The sequence below is a fragment of the Mesorhizobium sp. M8A.F.Ca.ET.218.01.1.1 genome, assembly GCF_004791165.1.
GTDB lineage: Bacteria > Pseudomonadota > Alphaproteobacteria > Rhizobiales > Rhizobiaceae > Mesorhizobium.
The window spans coordinates 356,822-379,356 of sequence record NZ_SRUZ01000006.1 but is presented as its reverse complement, the minus strand read 5'-3'; the positions used below and the strand labels follow the sequence as shown (position 1 = coordinate 379,356).

The window sequence follows — 22,535 nt, the reverse complement described above, 5'->3', positions numbered from 1 at the left end:
CGCCCCGCGGCCAAGTTCAAGCCACCAAAAGACCCGCCCAAAAAGACCAGGTCGTGGACTCACAGGAATAATCGCCATGGCGCTTGAAACGACGCGCGGATGCAACGAGAAGCGCGCAGGCCGGGACCGTTCCCCGTCAAGCGGCTCGGCAGCTTGCAGCCGGTTGGCGTCTTTCGGGCGCACGATCGGCCCGGTGAGCTGATGGCCAGCTAAACAAGGAATTCAAATGCCCCAACCACGCAAGATCATCATCGACACCGATCCCGGCCAGGATGATGCCGTCGCCATTCTGCTGGCGCTCGGCAGTAGCGAACTGGACATCGTCGGTGTCACCGCCGTTGCCGGCAACGTCCCGCTGAAACTGACCGAAAAGAACGCCCGCAAGATCTGCGAACTGGCCGGTCGGCCGGACGTCAAGGTCTATGCCGGCGCCATCCGTCCGTTGGCGCGCGAACTGGTCACCGCCGAGGAAGTGCATGGCAAGACCGGCCTCAACGGGCCGCAGCTGCCCGAACCGACGATGCAGCTGCAGGCGCAGTATGCCGTCGATTTCATCGTCGAGACGCTGATGCGGGAAGAGAGCGGTACCATCACGCTCTGCCCGCTCGGGCCGCTCACCAACATAGCGCTGGCATTGATCCGCGAACCGCGCATCGCACCGCGCATCAAGGAAATCGTGCTGATGGGCGGCGGCTTCTTCGAGGGCGGCAACGTTACGCCCGCGGCCGAATTCAACATCTATGTCGATCCGCAGGCCGCCGACCTGGTGTTCAAGTCCGGCATCCCGATCGTGATGATGCCGCTCGACGTCACCCACAAGGCGCTGACCACCACCAAGCGCATACAGGCTTTTCGCGCACTGGGCACCAAGGTCGGCACCGCGACCGCCGAGATGCTGGAGTTCTTCGAACGCTACGACGAGGGCAAATACGGCACTGACGGCGGGCCGCTGCACGACCCCTGCGTCATCGCCTATCTCTTGAAGCCGGAGCTGTTCAAGGGCCGCCACTGCAACGTCAGCGTCGAGACCGCCTCAGAACTGACCATGGGTATGACCGTGGTCGACTGGTGGGGTGTCACCAAGCGGGAAAAGAACGCCATGGTCATGCGCGACATCGACCATGATGGGTTTTTCGCGCTGCTGGTGGAGAGGTTGGGGCGGCTTTAGGGCCCCATTTCTCGGCGATTGAGCAGTCTGACCTGATAGTTCATGGCGTGTCGGCACACGACGAACAGCCCCTCAATCGGCAAACCGGTAGAAGACGGAGCCATTGTCGCGGGTAACGCGCTCAATTTTGACACGGGAGCCAATCAGGCGGGGTCGATCGTCGTCAACGAAAACCAGAGCGTTGTTCTCCAGGAACAATCCATATTGAGACGTGCTGGTCCAGTGCCAGTAAACGCCTTCGATCGTCGCGTTGATCGGGTCGATTGATCGAATCGGCGTTGCGTCATTCTCCCACTTACTCTGGGCTAATATGAACATTATCGCAAAAAAACCGGAGAAGAAGACCACGCTGGGCGCGTTCCTCTTCAAACCCTCATAAGTCGACGGTGAAAACATGAATCCCTCAATGTCGATTCATGTGGTAGCTGGAAAGTAGACTTTCAATCAGCCGCCGACGCAGCTTTAACGCGGCGCCGGCCTCGGCTGCCGTTACTTCGACCTTGAAAACGCCAGCCACAGGCCGCCGCCGACCATGAAGCTGCCGCTGATCCTCGACAGGAGCTTGATGCGGCTGGCCGAGAGCATGCGCCCGGCGCGGCCGGCGGCCAGCGCATAGGTCGAATCCGACATGGCGGCGAAGATCATGGCGGTGAGGCCCATGATGACGATCTGCAGCGGGTAGTTGCCGGCGGGAGAGATGAACTGCGGAAAGAAGGCGCCGAAGAAGACCAGCGTCTTTGGATTGCTGAGCGCCACAGCCAAGCCCTGCAGGAAGAAGCCACCGCGGGGTTTCCGAGCGGTTCCGTCGGCGTTCAGCGTGCCCTTTGAGCGGAACATCTGCACGCCCATCCAGATCAGATAGGCCGCACCGATCAGCCTGACCCATTCGAACCAGTGGCCCATGCCCGCGATCAGCGTGTTGAGCCCAATGCCGACGATGGCGATCATGACGGCAAGGCCAGCCTGCGTGCCGGCGACGTTGGCGAGGCCGGCACGGGTTCCGTGGCGGATGCTGTTGGCGATGATCAAGGTGACCGTCGGACCGGGCACCAGAATGATGACGATGCAGGCAAGAACATAGGCGGCGTAGAGTTCCAGCGACATGATTTTTCCTCGCAATGCCGCTGTCGCGGCCTGTCAGGCGACAATCAATGCATGACGGCGAGGGCGAAGCAAGCCAGCGCGCGTCGTACGTGGCTCAGGCGCCGGCCGGCCAGGGCAGGGTCGTCTCATAGGCGACCGCGGCCTTCAGCACGGCGAGGTCGCCGCGTGGCCGACCGATCAGCTGCATGCCCATGGGCCGGCCCCTGTCGTCGAAGCCGACCGGGACATTGACCGCCGGGCAACCGCCCAAGGTGGCGAAGGCTGAAACCTGCATCCAGCGATGGTAGCTGTCCATTGCCCGCCCGGCGACCTCGCGCGGCCAATGGGTGCCGACATCGAAGGGAAAGACCTGCGCGGTCGGCAGCGCGATGAGGTCGAAGCGTTCGAAGATCGATAGTAGCATCCGGTGCCAGGACGTGCGCATGACCGAGGCCGCGCGAATCTGCGGCGCCGTCAGCCGCATGGCGTTTTCCACCTCCCAGACGGCTTCCGGCTTCAGCAGCCTGCGCCTGGCGGGATCGTCATAGTGCACTTTCAGCGCGCAGCCGCTGCTGGCCTGGCGCAGCGTCACGAAGGCCTGCCAGAGTGCCTCGAAATCGAAATCCGGACGCAAGGGCTCGGTCCGGAAGGATGCATCCGTGAACCGTGCCAGCGCTGCCTCGCACAGGTCGAGGATGCCGGGCTCGACCGGCAGATGGCCGCCGAGATCGCCGAGCCAGGCGACGCGGCCGCCGGTCGCCGGTGGCGCGAGCCCTTCGAGGAAGGATCCCGGCTTTTCATAGGAGAGAGGCGCTTGCGGATGGTAACCGGCCTGCACGTCGAGCAACAGCGCCATGTCGGCGACGTTGCGGCCCATCGGCCCCTCGACGCCCATCTGCGCGTGAAAAACCTCGAAGTCGGGACCGCCGGGCACGAGCCCCTGCGATGGCCGAAAGCCGTAGACATTGTTCCAGGCAGCCGGGTTGCGCAGCGAACCGCCGAAATCGCTGCCATCGGCGACCGGCACCATGTCCAGCGCCAGCGCCACCGCCGCGCCGCCGCTCGAGCCGCCGGCGGTCAGCGCCGGATCGAAGGCGTTCAGCGTTGGCCCGAAGACGTTGTTGTAGGTGTTGGAGCCGAGCCCGAATTCGGGAACATTGGTCTTGCCGATGATGATGGCGCCAGCGTCGCGGATGCGTTCGACGAAGAAATCGTCTTCTTGCGGCACGAAATCGGCGAAGATCGGCGAGCCGAACGAGGTTCTGAGGCCCGTTGTGGAGGCAAGGTCCTTGATGGCGATGGGAAGGCCAAAGAGCGCGCCGGTTCCATCCGTCCGCCTGATATCGGCGGCGTCGGCCTCGCGCAGGATATCGGCGCGGTCTCGCAGCGAGACGATGGCGTTGACCTGCGGGTTGACCGCATCGATGCGGTCCAGGAAAGCCGTCACCACCTCGCGCACGGAGAGTTTCTTTCGGCGGATCGCGTCGACGAGTTCGACAGCCGACAGGCGACAGATGTCGCTGGCCGCGGGTACGGCATGCTTCGTGCGGGGGCGCATCATCTCAACGGGCCTCTTGCAAGGCCTGCTCGACGTCTTTCGCCAGCGGGATCGCCGGCTGGGCGCCGGGCTTGAGGCAAGCGAGCGAGCCGGCAGCGCCGGCACGCGCAAGTGCCTGTTCGAGCGTGAGGCCCGACGACAGGCCGGCGGCGAAATAGCCGCAGAACGTGTCGCCGGCCCCAACCGTGTCGACCGGCGTGATCTTCAGCGCGGGAACAGTCAGGAAATCGCTCGGTGTCGCCGCCATCACGCCATCGCCGCCGAGGGTGACGACGATGGTGCGTCCGGTTTTCCCGGCAAAATCGCGCATGCGTGCAGCACGATCGCGACCCTTCAAGGCCAGCGCTTCACCATAGAGGTCGAACTCGGTCTCATTGGCGACCGCGTAGTCGGCCTTGCCGAGGAAGGCGGCTGCCTCGCCATGAAAAGGAGCGGTGTTGAGGACAGTGACCGCGCCGGCCGTCCTTGCCTGGTCGAGTGCCGCATCGATCGTCGCGAGCGGAATCTCATGCTGCAGCAGCACGACGTCGCCCTTCTTCAGAAAAGCCTTGGAGAGGTCGCCGGGCACCACGGAAGCATTGGCGCCGGGCACCACGGCGATGATGTTCTCGCCGTCGTCGCCGACCATGATCAGCGCCGTGCCGGTCGAGGCAAAGGTCTCTCCCACGCCAGACAGGTCGACCTTGGCCTCACGCAGCAACGCCAGTGCTTCGGGTGCGAAATTGTCCTTGCCAACGGCGCCGACCATGCGCACCTGAGCGCCGGCACGCGCGGCGGCCAATGCCTGGTTGGCCCCTTTGCCGCCAGGCGCCGTCGAGAAACTGGAACCGCTTACCGTCTCACCGGGGCTCGGCAAGCGGTCGACGTTGGCGATAAGGTCGAGGTTGATCGAGCCGACAACGACTATCAAGAAAGTGCCTCCTGCTGAACGCACGGGAAGCTACCCTGCCAGGCCGTTCGATGCCAGACCACGCGAATGGTCCAGCGCGATTTGCTGCCTCACTCGCATCGCACGGTGACGATGCCCTGATAGTTGCCGGCGGGGAAGATACCGCTCGATTTGGTGGCGGTGAGGTCGATCTGCATGGCGTGGGTGCCGTTGACGACCCTTTGCGGCACGCCCCCATTGTTGTCGACCCCCGAGCCATCGAGGCGGTAGACCGAGGCGAAGGTCACGTTGGTGCCGCCGCCGCTCGGCGCCGACGAGAACGCGGCAGGCGCGGGCGCTGAAACAGAATAACAGTCAAGCAGGTTAAGTATCGAGCACAGCAGGGAGCTAGCCACCACGGTGGCATTGGCGCTCGATCCGCCTGCCTGCTTGGAGCCCAGTATGCCGATGGCCGGATTTGCGGTCATCGTGCCCGATGCCCCGACCATGATGGTGCAGGTGCCGATGATCGCCGCCTGCGCCGGAAGGCAGAAACCGGCGAGTGCGGCCATCGCAAGCAGCGCCCGGTTATTTCTTCTTCTTTTTCTTGCCATCGCTGTTTCCGGTCCTGATGCTCCAGCCTTCGTTGGCCCATCCAGGTGATGCGGCAGCGGTGGCGGGAGCGCTTGCGGCCACGCTCGCGGTCGTGCCGCCGTCGACATTGACGCCCATCTTCAACAGCTTTAGCTCCATCTGAAGGCGCTGCACCTCGAGTTCATAGAGCCGGCTGCAGTCGAGACGCTTCGGCGTCCGGCCGATCGGGATCACCACCCGGCCATAGGTGGCGACGCCATTGTTCGTCTGGCTGTTGCCTCTGATAACGCCGAGATCGACATAGGCACCGGAACCGGAAACGGCGGAACGGCAAGTGGTGCCATCCGCGGCGTGAACCTCGTCCTGGCCCTGGGGCAGAGTGACACCGGGCAAGTTGAAGCCGTTCTCGTTCTGGTTGAGATTGTAAATCTGTTCCTGGGCCTGGGTTGGAGCGGTGCTGGTCACAGCAACCGCGAGCGCCAGCGTCAGGACTTGCGGTGCCCAAAAAACTTTCCGCATATCTGTGCCCTTATCTGCGTCTGTTGATTGGGAAAGGGGATGCTCTCGGTACAGATACGCACTTTACGCTCGGCAGCGCCGCCGAAGGGCACGACCACAAGGACAGGGCGGGAAGCCTGCGAGCCCAATTGGAAGACACTTGGAGAGATCTTGGCGTCCACCGGCTGAAAATCCTGATCGTAGACGTGGATTTCGACCTTGATCTTCCGGTCGTAGGGATTGGCGGGGAACACGCGGACCGCGAAGGCGTCGGTGAAACTGTTGACCTCACCCCGCATCGGCGACATCGACTGGGCGCCCGCGGCAATGGGCATCAATCCGGCGGCCAATGCCGCCGCCAGGTTCAGAGCATGTTTCAAGGATCCCTCCTTCGCGACGGCCTATTCGCAGCGCAGTGTTACGGTTGCCTGATAGTTGCCGTTCGCGAAGCGGTTGCTGCCACCCTTGGTGCCGGCGAGATGGACCGAGACAAGGTCGGCGCCGGGGGCGGTCAGGGCGGTGGAGGAACCCGTTTCCGCGATCGTGTGGGCGCCGCTGGACAAATAGGTCGGTGTCCAGGTGGTGGCCGTGCTGTCGGCGGCCGGCACGGTGGTGAGGGTCACCGGATCGACGCTCAGCGAAACACCTCCGGTGGTGGTGAGCGTGACTGTTCCAGCCGAACCGCCGCTGTTGTGCGAGCTCAGCGACTGGAGGTCGGGGCTCACCGTCATCGTGCCGTTGGAGCCGACAACGAGCGTGCAGGTCGCGGTTACCGTGCCGTTGAAAATGACATTCTGCGTTGTGGCCATCGCGGCGTGGTCCAGGCACGCGAAAAGCAAGGCTGCACCGACAGTGGTGCGAAACAACGTCATAGAGACCCTCCTATTAAGTCGGACCGCCCGAATTAATATGGGTCATCATCGCTTTAGCATGGTTAATTTAGCGTAAACTCAAATAAAGTGGCGAAACAACAGTCATGAAGAAACCGATGGTTGTCACCGGTTGTATCCAGCGATTCCGAAAAGATTCGCACTAATACTTTAAAATCCGAATATTCATATATTCCTTGGAACCGGAATTAAAAATCGACATTTCAGGACGAAATCTGCCCCGCCTCCCAGCCCAGGATGGCGCGCTTGCGGGTCAGGCCCCAGTGATAGCCGGTAAGATCGCCTGATTTGCCGATGGCGCGGTGGCAAGGCACCACGAAAGAGAGCGGGTTGGCGCCGTTGGCGGCGCCGACCGCGCGGCTGGCGCTCGGCGCGCCGATGCTGGCGGCGATCGAGGAATAGGTGCGGGCCTTGCCCATCGGGATCCGCAGCAAGGCTTCCCAGACGCGGACCTGGAAGTCGGTGCCGATCATGACGACGTGCAGCGGCTGGTCGGCGCGCCACAACGTCGGCTCGAAGATGCGCGCGGCATAAGGGCCTGTCGCTTCCCGGTCCTCGACATAGAGGGCGTTGGGCCAGCGCCCCGACATGTCGGCGAAGGCGGTGCGCTCCTCGCCGGCGTCGCAGAACGCGAGGCCGGCAAGCCCGCGGTCCGTGGCCATGATCAAGGCGGTGCCGAATGGGGAGGGGTGATAGCCGTAGCGGATGGTGAGGCCGGCGCCGCGCGTCTTGTAGTCGCCAGGCGACATCGCCTCATGGGTGACGAACAGGTCGTGCAGCCGGCCGGGACCGGACATGCCCAGTTCAAAAGAGGTTTCGAGCAGCGGCATGCCGGAATCGAGCAGCTTGCGCGCATGGTCCAGCGTCACCGCCTGCAGGAAGGCCTTGGGCGACAGACCGGCCCAGCGGGTGAAGAGTTTTTGCAAGCCGGTCGGCGTCTCGCCGACCTCTTCGGCCAGTTCTTCCAGCGATGGCTGGTCGCGATAGTCGAGGCTGATCTTCTCGATGGCGCGGCGCACGATTTCGTAGTCGCTGCCCTCGGGCGTGATGTCCCTCTTGAGGACTGCCGTGTGTGTGCTCATGGACCTGTCTCCTTGGGCGGGAATATCGCCCCTTGGGGCGCCGATCGCCACCCGAAACTTGCCTTCTTGCAGCACCTGCCCAGATAGACTGGGGATTCGAGCCCGGGAGCCGCTCATGGTTGGCGAAAAAGTACATTTGACGGGAGCAAAAGAGACCTTGCTCATGACCCTGTACGGCAAGGCGCTGGAGAGCAGGATGCCCCAGTCGCTGCTCGGGGACCATTTCGCCGACGCGGCGCTGCGCAAGATCGACTATGATTTCGCCAGGCTCAAGGTCGACGAGAATCTCGGCATCGGCCTGGCGATCCGAGCCAAGACATTGGACGTCCGCGTCGAGGATTTTCTGGCCAGAAATCCTGGCGCCATCGTGCTGCATCTGGGTTGCGGGCTTGATACCCGCATCTTCCGGGTCGATCCTCCACCGTGGGTGGACTGGTTCGATATCGACTATCCCGAAGTGATCGAACTCAGGCGCAAGCTCTACCCGTCCCGCGACCATTACCACCTCATCGCTTCGTCGGTGACCGAGCCCGGCTGGTTGGCCGACGTGCCTCGCAACCGCCTGGCCATCGTGGTGGCGGAGGGGTGACGCCCTATCTCCCCGCCGACGAAGGGCTGCGCCTGCTTTCACGGCTTGTCTCGCATCTTGCCGGCGGCGAACTGATCTTCGACGCCTACAGCCGTTTCGGCCTGACGCTGCTTCGCCTCAATCCGACGATCAAGGCGACGGGCGCCGAGGTCCACTGGGCGATCGACGACCCGCACGAGCTGGAACTAGCGGTTCCGAAGCTGCGGTTCATCGAGGATATTTCGGCCTACAAGCCCGAGCACGCTGCCCGCATGGGCTGGTCCGCCAAGCTGTTCGTCCGCCTTTGGAAACACATTCCGGCGCTGCGCAAGGTCGGCAGGCTGCTGCGGTATCGCTTCTGAAGCACATTGTTTGCCGCAATTGCGGACGGAAAACCGCTTCACACTTTTCTGGGAATTGCTTAGCGCGCCTTGGCGGTCGCCAGAGCGCGCGCGAAGGCGGTGGCGAAGCTCTCGCGGGAATCGGGATCGAGGAAGCCGCCGATCGGCACGTTCTGGCCCTGTGCTTCCACGGTCATTCTGGTGATGCCGATCTCGGCGTGCCGGGCGATCAAAAACCGAGCCCAAAACGGATTGAAGCGGTGCGCTTCCGACTTTCCCGAGGGGGCCGTCTTGCGGATATCGAGGCTGGTTCGCGAGACCGACACTTCCTCGCGGGCGCGGGCGGCCCGATAGTTGACGCGGAAGGCGATGTAAACGGCGATCACGTCGAGGCCGAAGAAGCCGAACACCGGCCAGGCGCCGCGGGACAGGAAGAACGCGCCCGTCACCAGCCAGCCGAACGTCAGGGCGCCCATCAGGATCAGGAAGCCCGTCCTGCCCAGCGACCGGTGTGGGGTCAGCAATGCATGAAAGAAGGGCTCATCAGCCTGAAACGAGGCGTTTGTGTCGCTCATGACAGACTATTATAGGAGGGAAATGGCGCGCCCCAAGTCCAAAGATTCGTCCCTGCCCAAAAGTGAACTGTTGCCCGGACGGCGCGACGGCGCGAACGCCAAACCGCGCCCCAGGCCCGCGCGGTCCAGATCGATTTATAGCCCGACGGAAGTGCGCGAGATATTCAGGCGCTTTTCAGTGCAGCGGCCTGAGCCCAAGGGCGAGCTCGAACATGTCAATGCCTTCACGCTGCTGGTGGCCGTGGTGCTTTCGGCGCAAGCGACCGATGCGGGCGTCAACAAGGCGACGCGTGCCTTGTTCAAGGTTGCCGATACGCCACAAAAGATGCTGGCGCTCGGTGAAGCCAGGGTCGGCGACTTTATCAGGACCATCGGTCTCTGGCGCAACAAGGCCAAGAACGTCATCGCCCTGTCGGAGGCGCTGATCCGCGACCATGGCGGCGAGGTGCCTGACGACCGCGATGAGCTGGTCAAGCTGCCCGGTGTCGGGCGCAAGACCGCCAATGTCGTGCTCAACATGGCCTTCGGCCAACATACGATGGCGGTCGACACGCACATCCTGCGCATCGGCAACCGGCTTGGCCTGGCGCCCGGCAAGACCCCAGAACAGGTCGAGCAGGGATTGTTGAGGATCATCCCGGACGAATATATGCGCCACGCCCATCACTGGCTGATCCTGCATGGCCGCTATGTCTGCAAGGCGCGCAAGCCGGATTGTCCGGCCTGCGTCATCGCCGATATCTGCAAGGCGGAGGTGAAGACGACCAGCATTCCGGCACCCCTGGTGCCGATCGCTCCACTTGAAACGGTTTCCGCCGACGATCAGTAGCCGTAGCCACGCGCCATCGCCGCCGCGAAGACCGGGATCAGCAGGAAGACGAACGCCTCGGCGCGGATATAGGTCTTCACCGAGGCCAGTTCGCCGACAGGCACGGCGAAGGAAGGATTGGTACTCGCCTGCCGGCTCCAGGAAATGAAACGCACCGTCGGGACGATCGACAGCAGGCCGACGATGCCGAACGCCGCCATCTTGGCCCAGAACACCAAATTGTGGACGTAGAACTCCCAGCCCTTGAGCCCCCAGACGACACGGCCGATGCCGACGATGATGATGAGCGCGGCGATGATGCCGTAGTGGCGGTCGATGCCGGCGAGCCGCTTGAGCGTCGCGGCGGGCAGGTCGCCACGGATCAGCACGAATTCGGCGCCGATGATCCCCGCCAGCGAGAACACCAGCAGATGGTGGATGATGGCGAGCACGAGGTCGGTGGTGTCCATGCTCGTTTCCCTCGGATCGGCGGCACTGGGCGCCTCAAAATTTGGGCTGCTGAATCAGCCCGCGTCGAAAATAACACCGCCGCGCAAAAATCCCAAAGCGCTGCCCGGATGTCGTGAAGGCAGCCGGACGTCGCGCTTTCGTCCTGGATGACGGTCCCTGGGTTCCCTGGCTCTTGCACGGCGCCGTCGATTTGCTAACCCGCAGGCCGTAACGCGAGGCAAATCCAATGAATCCGACGCAAGCGACTGTCGCCCCCGTCATCGAGACGCCACGAACCATCCTGCGGCCACACCAGCTCGGCGACTTCGATGCCTATGCCACGATGTGGGCCGATCCGGTCGTCACCCGTTTCATCGGCGGCAAGCCGCGTACGCGTGAGGAAAGCTGGATGCGCTTCCTGCGTCACGCCGGCCTGTGGTCGCTGTTGGGCTATGGGTTCTGGGCCATCGAGGAGAAAGCGACTGGCCGCTTCGTCGGGGAGGCCGGGTTCCACGATCTGAAGCGCGACATGGAGCCGTCGATCGAAGGCATCCCCGAGGCGGGGTGGGCGCTCGCTCCGGCCGCGCATGGCGCTGGCCTTGCCACGGAGATCGTCAGCCGTGTGCATGGCTGGGGCGACGAGACGTTCGGACGTGCCAGAACCGTCTGCATCATCGATCCCGAAAATACGGCCTCGTTGAACGTCGCCAGGAAGTGCGGCTATACCGAGCTGACGCAGACCCTCTATCACGATGCGCCGACCATCCTGCTGGAGCGGCTGCCCTGAGTGGCGTCATCGACTGGACATACCCGCTCTGCTAGCATCGATCATCAAGCGAGGGGATCGATCGATGCATGCATTAAAGTCGACAATCATGAGGTTTTTCTGGGCGGGGCTTGTTCTCGCGCTGACAGTGCGGCTCGCGGCAGCCGACGCGACGGTGCCGACCGCCGATATCGGGGGCGCCGCCGACAATCAACTGGCCAAGCGCTACGAAGGCTCTTTCATCGTGTCCTACGCAAAGCTTGCCTTTACCGACTTCAGCGTACCGCTGTCGCCCCTGAAGCCAAGCGCAGATCCGGACGCGCGCGACGCCATGAACAATCGCGTTTTCGCGCCGGACAAGAAGGCCGAGGTGGAGGGTGCCCTGACCCGTATCGCCTATGTGCTGCCGGCCGAGCGCTCGCCGCTCGAGGTGCTGCGCAATTATCAGGATGTGATCAAGGCAGCAGGCGGCGAAGTCCTGTTCGAATGCAAGAAGGAGGAATGTGGCGGCGCTGCCGACCGCTCGTCGAGCGGCGGCGGCGGCGACATGAGCCTGACGATGTATTCCTTCCACGAAAGCGATCTCAAGGACGCGGCATTCTCCAATGGCGCTTGCGCGTTGGCTTCCGGCATCAACGACCAGCGCTATTTCTCGGCCAAGGTGCCACAGGACGGCGGCGGGCCTATATCACGGTACAGACCTATTCGTTGACCGACGATCTCTACTGCAAGGAACTCAACGGCCGCACCGTTGCCGTTGTGCAGGTGCTGGAACCCAAGGCGCGCGACAAGAAAATGGTGGTCGTCGAGGCGGCCAAGATGGCGGATTCGATTTCCGCCACCGGCAGCATTTCCCTCTACGGCATCTTCTTCGACACCGGCAAGGCGGTCATCAAGCCGGAATCGGAACCAACGCTTAAGGAGATTTCAACGCTGCTGGCAAACGAACCCGATATGGCGGTCATCGTCGTCGGTCACACCGACAATCAGGGCGCCTTCGACTATAATATCGATCTGTCGTCGCGGCGTGCGCAAGCGGTCAAGAAGGTGCTGGTGTCGAAATATGGCATCGACGGCAAGCGGCTGACCGCCGCCGGCGCCGGCATGATGGCGCCCGTCGCCAGCAATGATGACGAGGCGGGCCGTGCCAAGAACCGCCGGGTGGTTCTGGTGAAACTGAACTGATCGTTTAGCCGGCCTTGCGACCCAGTTTCCGAGCAAGGTCGGCCCATGGATCGGCGCTCGGCGCGACCGGCGTGACGCTCCGGCCCAGCAGCACCGTCGAGGCATCGAACGGCGTCGGTCTGGCGATCCCGTAGCCCTGGGCATAGTCGACGCCGATGGTCTTCAGAGCGGCGGCGATGTCGTCGCTTTCGACGAATTCGGCGATGGTGTGCTTGCCCATGACCTTGCCGATATGGTGGATCATCTCGACCATGGCGCGGTCGATGCGGTCATCCAGCATGTCCTTGACGAAGCTGCCGTCGATCTTGAGGTAGTCGACCGGCAGGTGCTTCAGATAGGCGAAGGACGACATGCCGGAGCCGAAATCGTCGAGCGCGAAACGGCAGCCCAACCCGCGCAGGTCGGCCATGAAGCGCATGGCACTGGTAAGATTGGCGATGGCGCTGGTTTCGGTGATCTCCAGGCAGATCATGGCCGGCGAAATGCCATGGACGAGGAACTGCTCGCGCAGGAAGCCGAGAAACGTCTCGTCGCCGAACGTCGCTCCGGAAAGATTGATGGCGCATGTGGCAATCGGCGGCATGCGCTGATCGGCTTGCCGCGCCGCCAGGATGCGGAATGTATTGCGCACCACCCAACGGTCGATCGACGGCATCAGGCCGTAGCGCTCGGCGGCGGGAATGAAGCTCTGCGGGGTAACGAAGCCGCCGTCTTCATCGGTCAGCCGCAAGAGAATCTCGATATGCGCTCCAGCCTCGGCGACGTCGTCGTTGAGCGGCCAGATTTCCTGGGCATGAAGCCTGAAGCGATCTTCTTCGAGCGCGGCGTGCAGGCGCTGCACCCAGGCCATCTCGCCGAAGCGCTCGCGCAAGGCGACGTCGCCGTCGCTATGGATCTGGACGCGGTTGCGGCCTTTCTCCTTGGCCATGTAACAGGCGACGTCGGCGGCACGCAGTGCCTCCTCGATCGTCACATGCGTATTGGCGATCTGCACCATGCCGACACTGACGCTGGTGTTGAAAGGCCGGCCATCCCAGGCGAAATGCAGCTCCTGCACGGCGGCGCGCAGCCGTTCGGCGATGTCGGCCGCATTGTCCGCCTCGCAATCGATCAGCAGCACGCCGAATTCATCCCCGCCCAACCGGGCCAGCACGTCGCCCGGCCCCAGCTCGTTGATCAGCAGCGAGGAGATCTGGCGCAGCAACTGGTCGCCAGCGGCATGGCCGCACGTATCGTTGACCAGCTTGAACTGGTCGAGATCGAGATACATCAGCGCATGCTGGCGGGCCCCGTCCTGCAATTCGACGATCGTCCGTTCCAGCCGGCTTTCGAAATCACGCCGGTTGGCGAGCCCGGTCAGCGCGTCATGCGAAGCCTGCCAGGAAAGCCGCTCGATATAATCCTCTTCCCGGGTCATGTCGTGGAAGGCCAGCACGGCGCCGACGATCCCACCGGAAACGAGCAGCGGCGCGCCGGTCAGCGCGACCGGAACAACGGAGCCGTCCGGCCGCTGCAGCAATTGCGGACGGGCGCTGGAGCGGCGTGGCTCGCCGGCCAGCAGGCGTTCGATCAATTGAGGCTCTTCGACGCTGGTGTCCTTGTCCACCAGCCGAAACAGCGACGCCAACGGCTTGCCTCTGGCGGAGCCGAACGGGCATGCCAGCAATTTCTCGGCAACCGCGTTCATGTAGTCCAGCCGCCCATCGGGGCCGGTGCTGATGACGGCCTGGCCGATCGAAGCCAGCGTGACCTGGGCGCGCTCGCGCTCGGCGTTGAGCGCCAGCTGGAAGGCCTGGCGCTGCGCCAGAAGTTTGCGGGTGCGCCAGACGGCGAGCAGTATCAGCAAGGCGGCGGTGACGAGATTGGCAAAGGTGAGCAGCATCTTGATGAAGCGCGATCCTTCGCCGAGGCTGTCCGAGAAGGCCTTGGAGAGCGGGCTGATCTCTCGATCGAGTTGATGGATTTGCGTCTTCCAGGCGCTGATCTGGGCCAGGGATGCCGGGGCCTTGCTCAGTTTGTCGTGCATCTCGTCGCCGAGCTGCCGGATGGCGAGGATCATGACATCGGCCGCCGTCCAGTGCCGCACGGCGGCGTCGAGATAGCTGAAGCTACGGAAATTCTGGAACAGCCAGATCATCCCCGCAACGTCGTCCGGGTGGTTCCTGCCGTGCAGAAAGCCCGCGCGTGCAGCCTGGGTGTCGGGCTCGGACTGCTCGAGGGCCAGACGGGCCGAGCGATCGGCCAGTGGAACGGCGATCGCGGCACGATACTCGCTGAAGAATTCCTCATTGCCGGTATCGGCGTAGAGGCTGAGGAAATAGATGGCGTGCTTTTGCCCCTTGGACCACTGGCTTTCGCCGCCGACATAGGCGCGAACCGCCGAAAGCGTATAGAGGCTCAGGCTGGCGACCAGCGCCTGAATGAGAACGACGGCGACGAACGGCCACACAAGCCCGAGAAGGCGGGGGCTTGCGTCGATCGATGACAGCTTCATCGAATTCATGGACGTGCCATGATCCTGTCAGCGCGTCCGTCCGGCTGTTTCATCCGCCGGTTGAGACGATGTTGCTCCCTCATGTCGCTCAGATGGCGACACCAATCCGGGTATCATGAGGGGCTTAACAGCAAATAAATAGTTTCCGGCTGCCGGGAATGACCGAATATTACGCTGCGTCAAGTAACAGCTTCAAGTTGAATCAGTTTGTATTCGAAACCTGGCGGCCCTCTTCCGGCCGTAGCCGCGCGGCTACGGCAGAGCGTCCGCCGCTAGGCTCGCCTGCTCCAGCATGGAGGCATCCTCACCGAAGGCACGGGTGGCACGAGCCGCCGCCTCGAGCAGCGGACGTTTCATGCGCTGCAGGAAGGCTGCGTCGACGCGCGTGCTTGGACCAGCCAGCGTCAACGCGCCAAGCAGCACATGTCCCGGCCCGAAAACCGGCGCCGACACGCCAGCAGTCTCGGGGTCGCGATCGCCCACGGCGAGACAGTTGTAGGTTTTGCGGATGGTTTCGTAGGGTTCGCCCTGCTGGCCGGAAAACGCTGCCAGCACGCGGCCGCCGGAGCCGGCCAGCAGAGGCAATACGTCGCCTTCGCGTATCGTGTAGCGGATCGGATGCTTGGATTCGACCCGATAGAGACAGGTGCGCACGTCTCCCGAGCGGACGTAGAAGGCAACGCTCTCCCAGCTTCGTTCTGAGAGCTCGCGCATGATCGGCAACAGTATGTCGACCGCCACGACCGAGCGCTGGTAAAGCGCGCCCAGCCGAAAGGCGGCGGGCCCGACACGGTAGCGCCCATCGTCGAGGCGCTCGAGCAGGTGGCCGCGCAACAGCGAATTGGCGAGCCGCAGGATCGTGCTTTTGTAGAGGCCGGTGCGCCCCGCGATTTCAGCCAGGCTAAGCGAGCGGTCGACCGTGGTGAAAGCATCGAGGATGGCGATCGCCCGATCGAGTGCGGCAACACCGTCGGCGGACGCTCGGCGGATTTCCACATCGGCTGAGTTGGCTGGTAAGTCCATTGCGGTTCCAAATCGGAGAAGCCCGAGCGGAACCACTCTGTCGCGCCGCTGGAGCGTTCTGTCCAGCAGAATATCGTTCCTGTTGACGGAACGAGGTAAAATCTGCTTGAACTCGATCACGGGTCTGTGAACAGGCGCGTTTTGGCAGGCACCGGAGGAGGTGTCGTGATCTGGAGGAATCCCATGCTGAACAGACGCAGATTTTTGATGAGTACGGCGGCGGCAGGCGCGGCCGGGCTGGTGGCATCGCATTTCTCACCCGCCTTCGCAGAAGGTGCACCGCAAATCCAGGTCTTCGTGCCGGCGGCACCCGGCGGCGGCTGGGACCAGACGGCGCGCACGATGGACCAGGTGCTGCGCAGCGAGAAGCTCATCTCGGGCTCGCAGATCACCAATGTCGGGGGCGCCGGCGGCACGGTCGGGCTGCCGCAGTTCATCAATCAGTGGGGCGGCAAGGGCAATTCGCTGATGGTCGCGGGCATGGTCATGGTGGGTGCCATCATCGCCAACAAGGCAGCCAACAACCTGACCCAAGTTACCCCCATCGCCCGTCTCACCGGTGAGTTCGAGGCGCTGGTGGTGCCGGCGGACTCGCCGTTCAAGACGGCCGCCGATTTCGTCGCGGCTCTCAAGGCCGATCCGACGAAGGTTCCAGTCGCGGGCGGTTCCGCCGGAGGCTCAGACCACATCCTGTTCGGCCTGATCGCCAAGACGGTCGGCGTTCCGGCCCCCAGCCTTTCCTACGTGCCGTTCGCGGGCGGCGGCGAGGCCTTGTCGGCGTTGCTCGGTAACCAGGTCGCGGCCGGCATTTCCGGCTTCGGCGAGTTCTCCGAGCAGGTCAAGGCCGGCGCGCTCAGGCTGCTCGCCATTTCGGCCGACAAGCGCCAGGACGGCATCGACGCGCCGACGCTGAAGGAAGCCGGCATTGATGTGGAACTGTTCAACTGGCGCGGCGTCTTCGCGCCACCCGGCGTTTCCGATGCCGACAAGGCGGCGATGATCACGCTGGTCGAGACCATGGCCAAGAGCGATGCATGGGCGAGCGAATGCAAGAACCGCAACTGGACGTCCATCCTGCTCACCGGCGACGATTATGCGAAATTCGTCGCCGAGGATTCGGCTCGCATCGAGGCCATCCTCAAGGATCTCGGTCTCGCCTGATTTTTCCCCAAGGGGCGGCTCGCTCCGCCCCTCATTTTTCAATCGCAGCCGACCGTAGGGAGGCGATCGGTCTAAAGGTGAAGGTACGGTGCAGGCTGGCTGCGGGCTGCCGCCGGTCTCGGCCATAACGGGGAGGACGTTCATGAGCACCATCAACCAGCCGGCGGCGCCCCCACGCCTTGCCGTACCGGAATTGTCGATCGGCATCGGCCTTCTGGCCTGCGCCGGGGCTGTCGCCTGGCAGACGCTGGCGATCCCGGTGTCGCCGCTCTATTCCAAGGTCGGTCCGACTGTCTTTCCCTATCTCACCATGGTCGGCCTCGTGGTGCTCTCCCTGCTGCTCATCCTCGCCGCACTTCGCGGCGGCTGGCAGCCGGAGGAGGAAAAGGAAACTTCGACCGACTGGAAGGCGATGGGCTTCGTCGTCATCGGTCTTCTGGCCAATCTGGTGCTCATCCAGCCGCTTGGCTTCACCGCCGCATCGGTCATCATGTTCGTTCTGGTCTGTTACGGCTTCGGCAGCAGGCACACGCTGCGCGATGTACTTACCGGGCTGGTGCTGGCGCTGGCGGCTTATTTCGGCTTCGCCAAGGCGCTCGGCGTCAACATCGGCGCCGGCTTCATCGAGAACCAGTTGAATACGGTGATCGACGCCTTCACCAGCACGCTGGGAGGCTGAGACCGTGGAAACGCTCGGCCATCTCGCACACGGTTTTGCGGTCGCATTCTCGCCGACCAATCTTTTGTGGTGCCTGCTCGGCACCACGCTCGGCACGGCCATCGGCGTGTTGCCTGGCCTCGGGCCGGCACTGACCATCGCGCTCCTCTTGCCGATCACCTACCAGGTGGCGCCGGAGGCGTCCTTCATCCTGTTCGCCGGCATCTATTACGGCGCCATGTATGGCGGCTCGACGACGTCGATCCTGCTCAACACGCCAGGCGAGAGCGCAACCATCGTCACCGCGCTGGAAGGCAACAAGATGGCCCGCTCCGGCCGCGGGGGCGCCGCGCTCGCCACCTCGGCGATCGGCTCCTTCGTCGCCGGCACGCTCGGCACGCTGGGCGTCGCCTTCCTGGCGCCTGTCGTGGTCAAGTTCGCGCTGGCCTTCGGCCCGGCCGAATATTTCTCGCTGATGGTGCTGGCCTTCATCACCGTTTCGGCGGTGCTTGGTTCATCGTCGGTGCGGGGTTTGACCAGCCTGTTTGCCGGCTTCGTAATCGGCATGATCGGCGTCGATCTGCAGACGGGCCAGCCGCGCTTCACCTTCGGCATGACCGAACTGCTCGACGGCGTCGACGTCATCATCGCCGCCGTCGGCCTGTTCGCGGTTGGCGAGACACTTTACATGGCCTCGCGCCGCTATGCCGGCAAGGACGAGATCGTGCCGCTGAAAGGCTCGCTCTACATGACGGCGGCCGAATGGGGGCGTTCGTGGAAAGCCTGGCTGCGCGGCGCCGCGATCGGCTTTCCGATCGGCGCCATGCCGGCTGGCGGCGCAGAGATCCCGACCTTCCTGTCCTATGCGATCGAAAAGAAACTGTCGAAGCACAAGGAGGAATTCGGAACGGTCGGCGCCATCGAAGGCGTTGCCGGGCCCGAGGCCGCCAACAACGCGTCCGCGGCAGGCGTGCTGGTGCCGATGCTGACGCTCGGTCTGCCGACCTCGGCGACGGCGGCGATCATGCTGTCGGCCTTCCAGAGCTACGGCATCAATCCCGGGCCGTTGCTCCTGACGACACAGGCCGACCTTGTCTGGGGCCTGATCGCCAGCCTGTTCATCGCCAACGTCATCCTGGTCATCCTCAATTTGCCGCTGATCGGGCTGTGGGTGCGGCTGCTGAAAATCCCGGCACCGCAGCTTTATGCGGGGATTCTGGTGTTCGCCACTGTCGGCACCTATGGCATCTCGCAGTCGCCGATCGATCTCGTCATCCTCTATCTCCTGGGGGCCGCGGGCTTCCTGATGCGGCGCTTCGATTTCCCGACCGCGCCCGTCATCATCGGCATGATCCTGGGGCCGCTCGCCGAAACCCAGTTCCGCCGCGCGATGACCATATCGAACGGCGACTGGTCGGTGTTCTACAAGCATCCGCTGTCGCTGACCTTGCTGACGCTCGCCTTCATCGGCCTTGTCGGGCCGCATGTCTGGGCCTTCATCGAGCACCGGCGCCGGCGCGGGCCCGAACATGTGCCGGGCGATGCCTGAGCGATTTGAAAAGATATGACAGACCTGCTTTCCGGTATCCGCGTCCTCGACCTCACCAATGTGCTCGCCGGGCCTTACTGCGCCTATCAGCTGGCCTTGCTGGGAGCCGACGTGATCAAGGTCGAAGGGCCGCAAGGCGGCGACCTGGCGCGCCAGCTCGGCGGTTCGCCAAAGCTCAACGGCGCCGGCATGGGCGCGTCGTTCCTGGCGCAGAACGCCGGCAAACGGTCCGTCATGCTCGACCTCAAGCAAGAGGCGGATCGCGAGCGCTTCCTCGACCTGGTCGCCAGCGCCGACGCGCTGGTCGAGAATTTTCGCCCCGGCGTGATGAAGCGCCTCGGCCTCGGCTACGATGTGTTGAAGGCTGTGCGGCCCGGCCTCGTCTATTGCGCGATATCGGGTTTCGGACAGAGCGGGCCGATGCGCGACAACCCCGCCTATGACCAGATCGTCCAGGGCCTTTCCGGGATCATGAGCATAACCGGCACGCCGGAAACCGCGCCGCTGCGCGTCGGTTATCCCGTTGCCGACACGCTGGGAGGGTTGGTCGGGGCGTTCTCCATCGCCGCCGCACTGGTCCGGCAGAAGACATCGGGCGAGGGCGCGTTCCTCGACGTGTCGATGCTCGAATGTACGCTTTCGGCACTTGGCTGGCCTGTCTCCAACTATCTGACGGCAGGGGTCGATCCCAAGCCGATGGGCAATGAGAATATGACCGCGGCTCCCTCCGGCGCCTTCCGCACCGGCGACGGGCTCATCAACATCGCCGCCAACAAGCAGGAGCAGTTCGTGACGCTGTGCCGGCTGATCGGACGGCCGGAACTGGCATCGGACCCACGCTTTGCCGAGCGCGAGACGCGCAAGAAGAACCGCGCGGCGCTCAAGGTCGAGATCGAGGACGCTCTGGCAAGCGCTCCGGCGGCGGTTTGGGAAGAGGCGCTCAATCGAGCCGGCGTGCCGGCGGGCAGGGTCCTGACGATCCCGCAAGTGCTAACCGAACCACAAGTGCTCGAGCGCCAGGTGACGGCTCGTTTCGAGGATGTGGCCGGCATGGACGGGCCACTCACCGTCCTGCGCGGCGGGTTCATGGTCGACGGCACGGCACCGTTGCCGACACGGCCGCCGCCGGTGCTGGGCGAGCACATGGACGAGGTGTTCGCCGGCCTGCCACCGCGCGCCAAGGCAAAGGCCAGGGCATGAGCGGCGTGGAGAAGAAAACAGGCCGCGAGCGCGGCGAGGAATGGTGGCGGACCGGCATCATCGAGATGAGCCCCGGCATGATCCGGCTGCGCGGCTACGAGATCCAGGACCTGATCGGCCGTGTCAGCTTCCCCGCGATGATCTGGCTGATGCTGCGTGGCGAACTGCCCAGCGAGGACCAGGCGGCACTGCTCGGCATCGCTTTGGGGGCGGCCGTCGACCACGGGCCGCAGGCGCCGTCGATCGCCATCGCCCGCATGGCGGCAACCTGCGGCGTCGGCATCAACAGCGCCATGGCCTCTGCCATCAATGTGCTTGGCGACGTGCATGGCGGAGCCGGCGAGCAGGCGCTTTCCATCTATGGCGATATTGCCGTGGCGCTCGAGGGCGGCATTGCCCTCAACAAGGCGGTCTCGGCACGCCTCGACCGGTTCTTCGCGGAGGAAGAGGGCTACGTGCCGGGGCTTGGCCATCGCTTCCATCCTGTCGATCCACGCGCGCCGCGCCTGCTGGAACTGGTCAGAGATTTTGCCGCGCATGGCGTCGTCAATGGACGGTACGCCGACATCGCCGAGGCGGTCGAGGCCGATGTCGCGCGGCGCAAGGGCAAAAAAATCCCGCTCAACATCGATGGCGCCACCGCCGTCATCTACGGCGAACTCGGCTTTCCGCCGCCGCTGACGCGTGGCCTCTTCGTGCTGTCGCGGTCTGTCGGCATCCTGGCGCATGCCTGGGAGCAATCGCAGCAGGCCGAGCGGAACAAGGGGCCGCTGCCGCGCGAATGGCTGTGGGCCTATAGTGGCCCGCCGGCGCGGCCGGTTCCTGGGGACGAGGGCATCGAGAATTGAGGCTTATGGCCGCACGAGCGTCGTGGGCTCGGGCAGCGTCAAGGTGCTCACCAGCGTCGAGAGATCGGGCTCGTCGATGAGCATCGCGGCGTCGGCCGGCGCCAGCCATGCCCGCTGCCGCCGTTTGGCTTCCTGCCAGTCGGCGAGCTCTTCCGTCACTTCCAGCAGAAACACGATGACGTCGACGCGGACAAAGCGGTTGGCCAGGCGTTTCCAGTAGGAATAGGTGCCCGCCGGCCGCTTCAGCGTCTTGCCACGCACGCCGGCTTCCTCCAGCGCCTCGATAGTGGCTGCCTTGCGCCCGCTCTTGCCTTTCATCGGCCACCCCTTGGGCACGATGAAGCGTCTCGTCGTTCTCGACGTGACCAGCATCACCTCGATGTCTCCGCGCGCGTTCAGCCGAAAGGGAATCGCCGCCACTTGGCGGATCCTTTCGCCTTTCTTGGCCTGGCGTACGGCCTTTTTCTTGGTGGCTGCCATCTTAACAATCCAGTCGCTGCAATGCCCCTTAGCGTGATGCGATGCCTTTGCAAAATCCAAACGACCGCGGGGGCACCCAAAGTGCCCTATCATGTAAGTCGGCTAAATAAAAGAAGGTGCCGTCTGTCAGCGGCAGGTGCTGACGGCGGTGTTGCCGATTATCTGCGTCTGGCAGCTCGGCCTGACCTGCGGAACGACAGGCGGCGGCTGCTGGACGATGACGCGATCCTGGGCACGATACTGCTGTTGCTGCTGCTGAAATTGCTGCCGCTGAACTTGGTTCTGCAAGGCCTGCAGATCATTCTGCTGGATGATCACATTGTTTCTGGCCGCGGGATTGAGCACCTGTGCCGAAGCGGGCGATGCAAAGCCGGCCGGCCCCGCTCCGGCCAGCATCGCCAATGCGAGAATCATCGATGAACGACGCATGTGCATCCGGCAATTCCTACAAAAAATCTCATCACGCCGGATATATAGGGTGTTTGTCCGGCGATGCCATGGCGAGAATGGTGATCGCCCTCACACCAACCGCACCCGAGTACTGACTGCCACCTAGTCCCGGGACGCAGATTGCCGTCATATGACGACTATGAAAAGCAGATGGCTTTGGTCAGTGTCCCTTACGTAAGTTTTCGGTTCCTTCTGGCGCAAGTTTATGTATTCTAATTGAGCCAGTACTTCACAAGCG

General features: G+C 63.6%; 25 protein-coding genes and 1 pseudogene. 11 read left to right on the top strand and 15 right to left on the bottom strand.

Features of this window, described 5'->3' with window-relative positions:
• Nucleotides 1-226 precede the first annotated feature (226 nt).
• On the top strand, nucleotides 227-1,168 hold the full coding sequence (locus tag EN861_RS23085; RefSeq protein ID WP_127280991.1) for a nucleoside hydrolase: 942 nt from the start codon (nucleotides 227-229) through the stop codon (nucleotides 1,166-1,168).
• Between the two features lie 72 nt (nucleotides 1,169-1,240).
• On the opposite strand, the gene EN861_RS23080 is transcribed toward EN861_RS23085, so the two are convergent.
• The 9 genes from EN861_RS23080 to EN861_RS23040 all read right to left on the bottom strand — a co-directional run bounded on the left by EN861_RS23080 (nucleotide 1,241) and on the right by EN861_RS23040 (nucleotide 7,741).
• The gene (locus EN861_RS23080; RefSeq protein WP_127869988.1) at nucleotides 1,241-1,564 is read right to left on the bottom strand and encodes a hypothetical protein; all 324 of its coding nucleotides are present in this window, start codon (nucleotides 1,562-1,564) and stop codon (nucleotides 1,241-1,243) included.
• Nucleotides 1,565-1,657: 93 nt separating this feature from the next.
• Entirely contained in the window at nucleotides 1,658-2,272 is a 615-nt protein-coding gene (locus EN861_RS23075; protein ID WP_127869987.1) for a LysE family translocator, read from the bottom strand.
• Between the two features lie 94 nt (nucleotides 2,273-2,366).
• Nucleotides 2,367-3,812: an amidase gene (locus tag EN861_RS23070; protein WP_135865734.1), complete on the bottom strand. Its 1,446-nt coding sequence runs from the start codon at nucleotides 3,810-3,812 to the stop codon at nucleotides 2,367-2,369.
• A gap of 1 nt (nucleotide 3,813) precedes the next feature.
• A complete protein-coding gene (locus tag EN861_RS23065; RefSeq protein ID WP_135865732.1) occupies nucleotides 3,814-4,719 on the bottom strand; it encodes a ribokinase in 906 nt (301 codons plus the stop codon).
• Nucleotides 4,720-4,808: 89 nt separating this feature from the next.
• Nucleotides 4,809-5,291: a hypothetical protein gene (locus EN861_RS23060; RefSeq protein WP_127277096.1), complete on the bottom strand. Its 483-nt coding sequence runs from the start codon at nucleotides 5,289-5,291 to the stop codon at nucleotides 4,809-4,811.
• Nucleotides 5,266-5,790, bottom strand: coding sequence for a hypothetical protein (locus tag EN861_RS23055; RefSeq protein ID WP_127277098.1), 525 nt, complete (start codon nucleotides 5,788-5,790; stop codon nucleotides 5,266-5,268). Before EN861_RS23055 ends, EN861_RS23060 begins: the two co-directional genes overlap by 26 nt.
• Nucleotides 5,757-6,149, bottom strand: coding sequence for a hypothetical protein (locus EN861_RS23050; protein WP_127277100.1), 393 nt, complete (start codon nucleotides 6,147-6,149; stop codon nucleotides 5,757-5,759). The genes EN861_RS23055 and EN861_RS23050 overlap by 34 nt, the downstream gene beginning before the upstream one ends.
• 21 nt (nucleotides 6,150-6,170) lie before the next feature.
• Nucleotides 6,171-6,641, bottom strand: coding sequence for a hypothetical protein (locus EN861_RS23045; RefSeq protein WP_127277102.1), 471 nt, complete (start codon nucleotides 6,639-6,641; stop codon nucleotides 6,171-6,173).
• 221 nt (nucleotides 6,642-6,862) lie between these two features.
• Nucleotides 6,863-7,741 (bottom strand): bifunctional helix-turn-helix domain-containing protein/methylated-DNA--[protein]-cysteine S-methyltransferase, encoded by an 879-nt coding sequence (locus tag EN861_RS23040; RefSeq protein WP_135865730.1) that lies wholly within the window; start codon nucleotides 7,739-7,741, stop codon nucleotides 6,863-6,865.
• A gap of 115 nt (nucleotides 7,742-7,856) precedes the next feature.
• On the opposite strand from EN861_RS23040, the pseudogene EN861_RS23035 reads away from it, so the two are divergent.
• A pseudogene (locus EN861_RS23035) lies at nucleotides 7,857-8,671 on the top strand (class I SAM-dependent methyltransferase).
• Between the two features lie 59 nt (nucleotides 8,672-8,730).
• Here the strand turns inward: EN861_RS23035 and EN861_RS23030 are convergent.
• Entirely contained in the window at nucleotides 8,731-9,225 is a 495-nt protein-coding gene (locus tag EN861_RS23030) for a DUF2244 domain-containing protein (RefSeq protein WP_135865728.1), read from the bottom strand.
• A gap of 22 nt (nucleotides 9,226-9,247) precedes the next feature.
• On the opposite strand from EN861_RS23030, the gene nth reads away from it, so the two are divergent.
• Entirely contained in the window at nucleotides 9,248-10,054 is an 807-nt protein-coding gene (gene nth / locus EN861_RS23025; protein WP_135865725.1) for an endonuclease III, read from the top strand.
• Here nth and EN861_RS23020 read toward each other — a convergent pair.
• The gene (locus EN861_RS23020) at nucleotides 10,048-10,503 is read right to left on the bottom strand and encodes a DUF2214 family protein (protein ID WP_135865723.1); all 456 of its coding nucleotides are present in this window, start codon (nucleotides 10,501-10,503) and stop codon (nucleotides 10,048-10,050) included. The genes nth and EN861_RS23020 overlap by 7 nt on opposite strands.
• A 227-nt stretch (nucleotides 10,504-10,730) precedes the next feature.
• On the opposite strand from EN861_RS23020, the gene EN861_RS23015 reads away from it, so the two are divergent.
• The 3 genes from EN861_RS23015 (at nucleotide 10,731) to EN861_RS36365 (ending at nucleotide 12,434) form a co-directional block, all read left to right on the top strand.
• Nucleotides 10,731-11,270: a GNAT family N-acetyltransferase gene (locus tag EN861_RS23015; RefSeq protein WP_135865721.1), complete on the top strand. Its 540-nt coding sequence runs from the start codon at nucleotides 10,731-10,733 to the stop codon at nucleotides 11,268-11,270.
• 88 nt (nucleotides 11,271-11,358) lie between these two features.
• Nucleotides 11,359-11,961 (top strand): DUF4892 domain-containing protein, encoded by a 603-nt coding sequence (locus EN861_RS36370; RefSeq protein ID WP_245512087.1) that lies wholly within the window; start codon nucleotides 11,359-11,361, stop codon nucleotides 11,959-11,961.
• A complete protein-coding gene (locus EN861_RS36365) occupies nucleotides 11,958-12,434 on the top strand; it encodes an OmpA family protein (protein ID WP_245512086.1) in 477 nt (158 codons plus the stop codon). Before EN861_RS36370 ends, EN861_RS36365 begins: the two co-directional genes overlap by 4 nt.
• A gap of 4 nt (nucleotides 12,435-12,438) precedes the next feature.
• Here the strand turns inward: EN861_RS36365 and EN861_RS23005 are convergent, their stop codons facing one another.
• Together EN861_RS23005 and EN861_RS23000 are read right to left on the bottom strand one after the other, a co-directional pair.
• Nucleotides 12,439-14,937: an EAL domain-containing protein gene (locus EN861_RS23005; RefSeq protein WP_135865718.1), complete on the bottom strand. Its 2,499-nt coding sequence runs from the start codon at nucleotides 14,935-14,937 to the stop codon at nucleotides 12,439-12,441.
• Nucleotides 14,938-15,180: 243 nt separating this feature from the next.
• A complete protein-coding gene (locus EN861_RS23000; protein WP_135865716.1) occupies nucleotides 15,181-15,951 on the bottom strand; it encodes an IclR family transcriptional regulator in 771 nt (256 codons plus the stop codon).
• 183 nt (nucleotides 15,952-16,134) lie between these two features.
• Between EN861_RS23000 and EN861_RS22995 the strand changes: the two genes are divergently transcribed.
• The 5 genes from EN861_RS22995 to EN861_RS22975 all read left to right on the top strand — a co-directional run bounded on the left by EN861_RS22995 (nucleotide 16,135) and on the right by EN861_RS22975 (nucleotide 21,367).
• Nucleotides 16,135-17,112 carry a tripartite tricarboxylate transporter substrate-binding protein gene (locus EN861_RS22995; protein WP_127277127.1) on the top strand — a complete coding sequence of 326 codons (978 nt, stop codon included), beginning with the start codon at nucleotides 16,135-16,137 and terminating at the stop codon, nucleotides 17,110-17,112.
• Between the two features lie 142 nt (nucleotides 17,113-17,254).
• A complete protein-coding gene (locus EN861_RS22990; RefSeq protein ID WP_135865714.1) occupies nucleotides 17,255-17,791 on the top strand; it encodes a tripartite tricarboxylate transporter TctB family protein in 537 nt (178 codons plus the stop codon).
• Between the two features lie 4 nt (nucleotides 17,792-17,795).
• A complete protein-coding gene (locus tag EN861_RS22985) occupies nucleotides 17,796-19,319 on the top strand; it encodes a tripartite tricarboxylate transporter permease (RefSeq protein WP_127277132.1) in 1,524 nt (507 codons plus the stop codon).
• 15 nt (nucleotides 19,320-19,334) lie between these two features.
• Nucleotides 19,335-20,519 carry a CoA transferase gene (locus tag EN861_RS22980; protein ID WP_135865712.1) on the top strand — a complete coding sequence of 395 codons (1,185 nt, stop codon included), beginning with the start codon at nucleotides 19,335-19,337 and terminating at the stop codon, nucleotides 20,517-20,519.
• Nucleotides 20,516-21,367 (top strand): citryl-CoA lyase, encoded by an 852-nt coding sequence (locus EN861_RS22975; protein WP_127281283.1) that lies wholly within the window; start codon nucleotides 20,516-20,518, stop codon nucleotides 21,365-21,367. Before EN861_RS22980 ends, EN861_RS22975 begins: the two co-directional genes overlap by 4 nt.
• A 3-nt stretch (nucleotides 21,368-21,370) precedes the next feature.
• Here the strand turns inward: EN861_RS22975 and EN861_RS22970 are convergent, their stop codons facing one another.
• Nucleotides 21,371-21,847, bottom strand: coding sequence for an NUDIX hydrolase (locus EN861_RS22970; protein ID WP_127869974.1), 477 nt, complete (start codon nucleotides 21,845-21,847; stop codon nucleotides 21,371-21,373).
• A gap of 126 nt (nucleotides 21,848-21,973) precedes the next feature.
• A complete protein-coding gene (locus tag EN861_RS22965) occupies nucleotides 21,974-22,282 on the bottom strand; it encodes a hypothetical protein (protein ID WP_127281103.1) in 309 nt (102 codons plus the stop codon).
• Nucleotides 22,283-22,535: the final 253 nt, after the last annotated feature.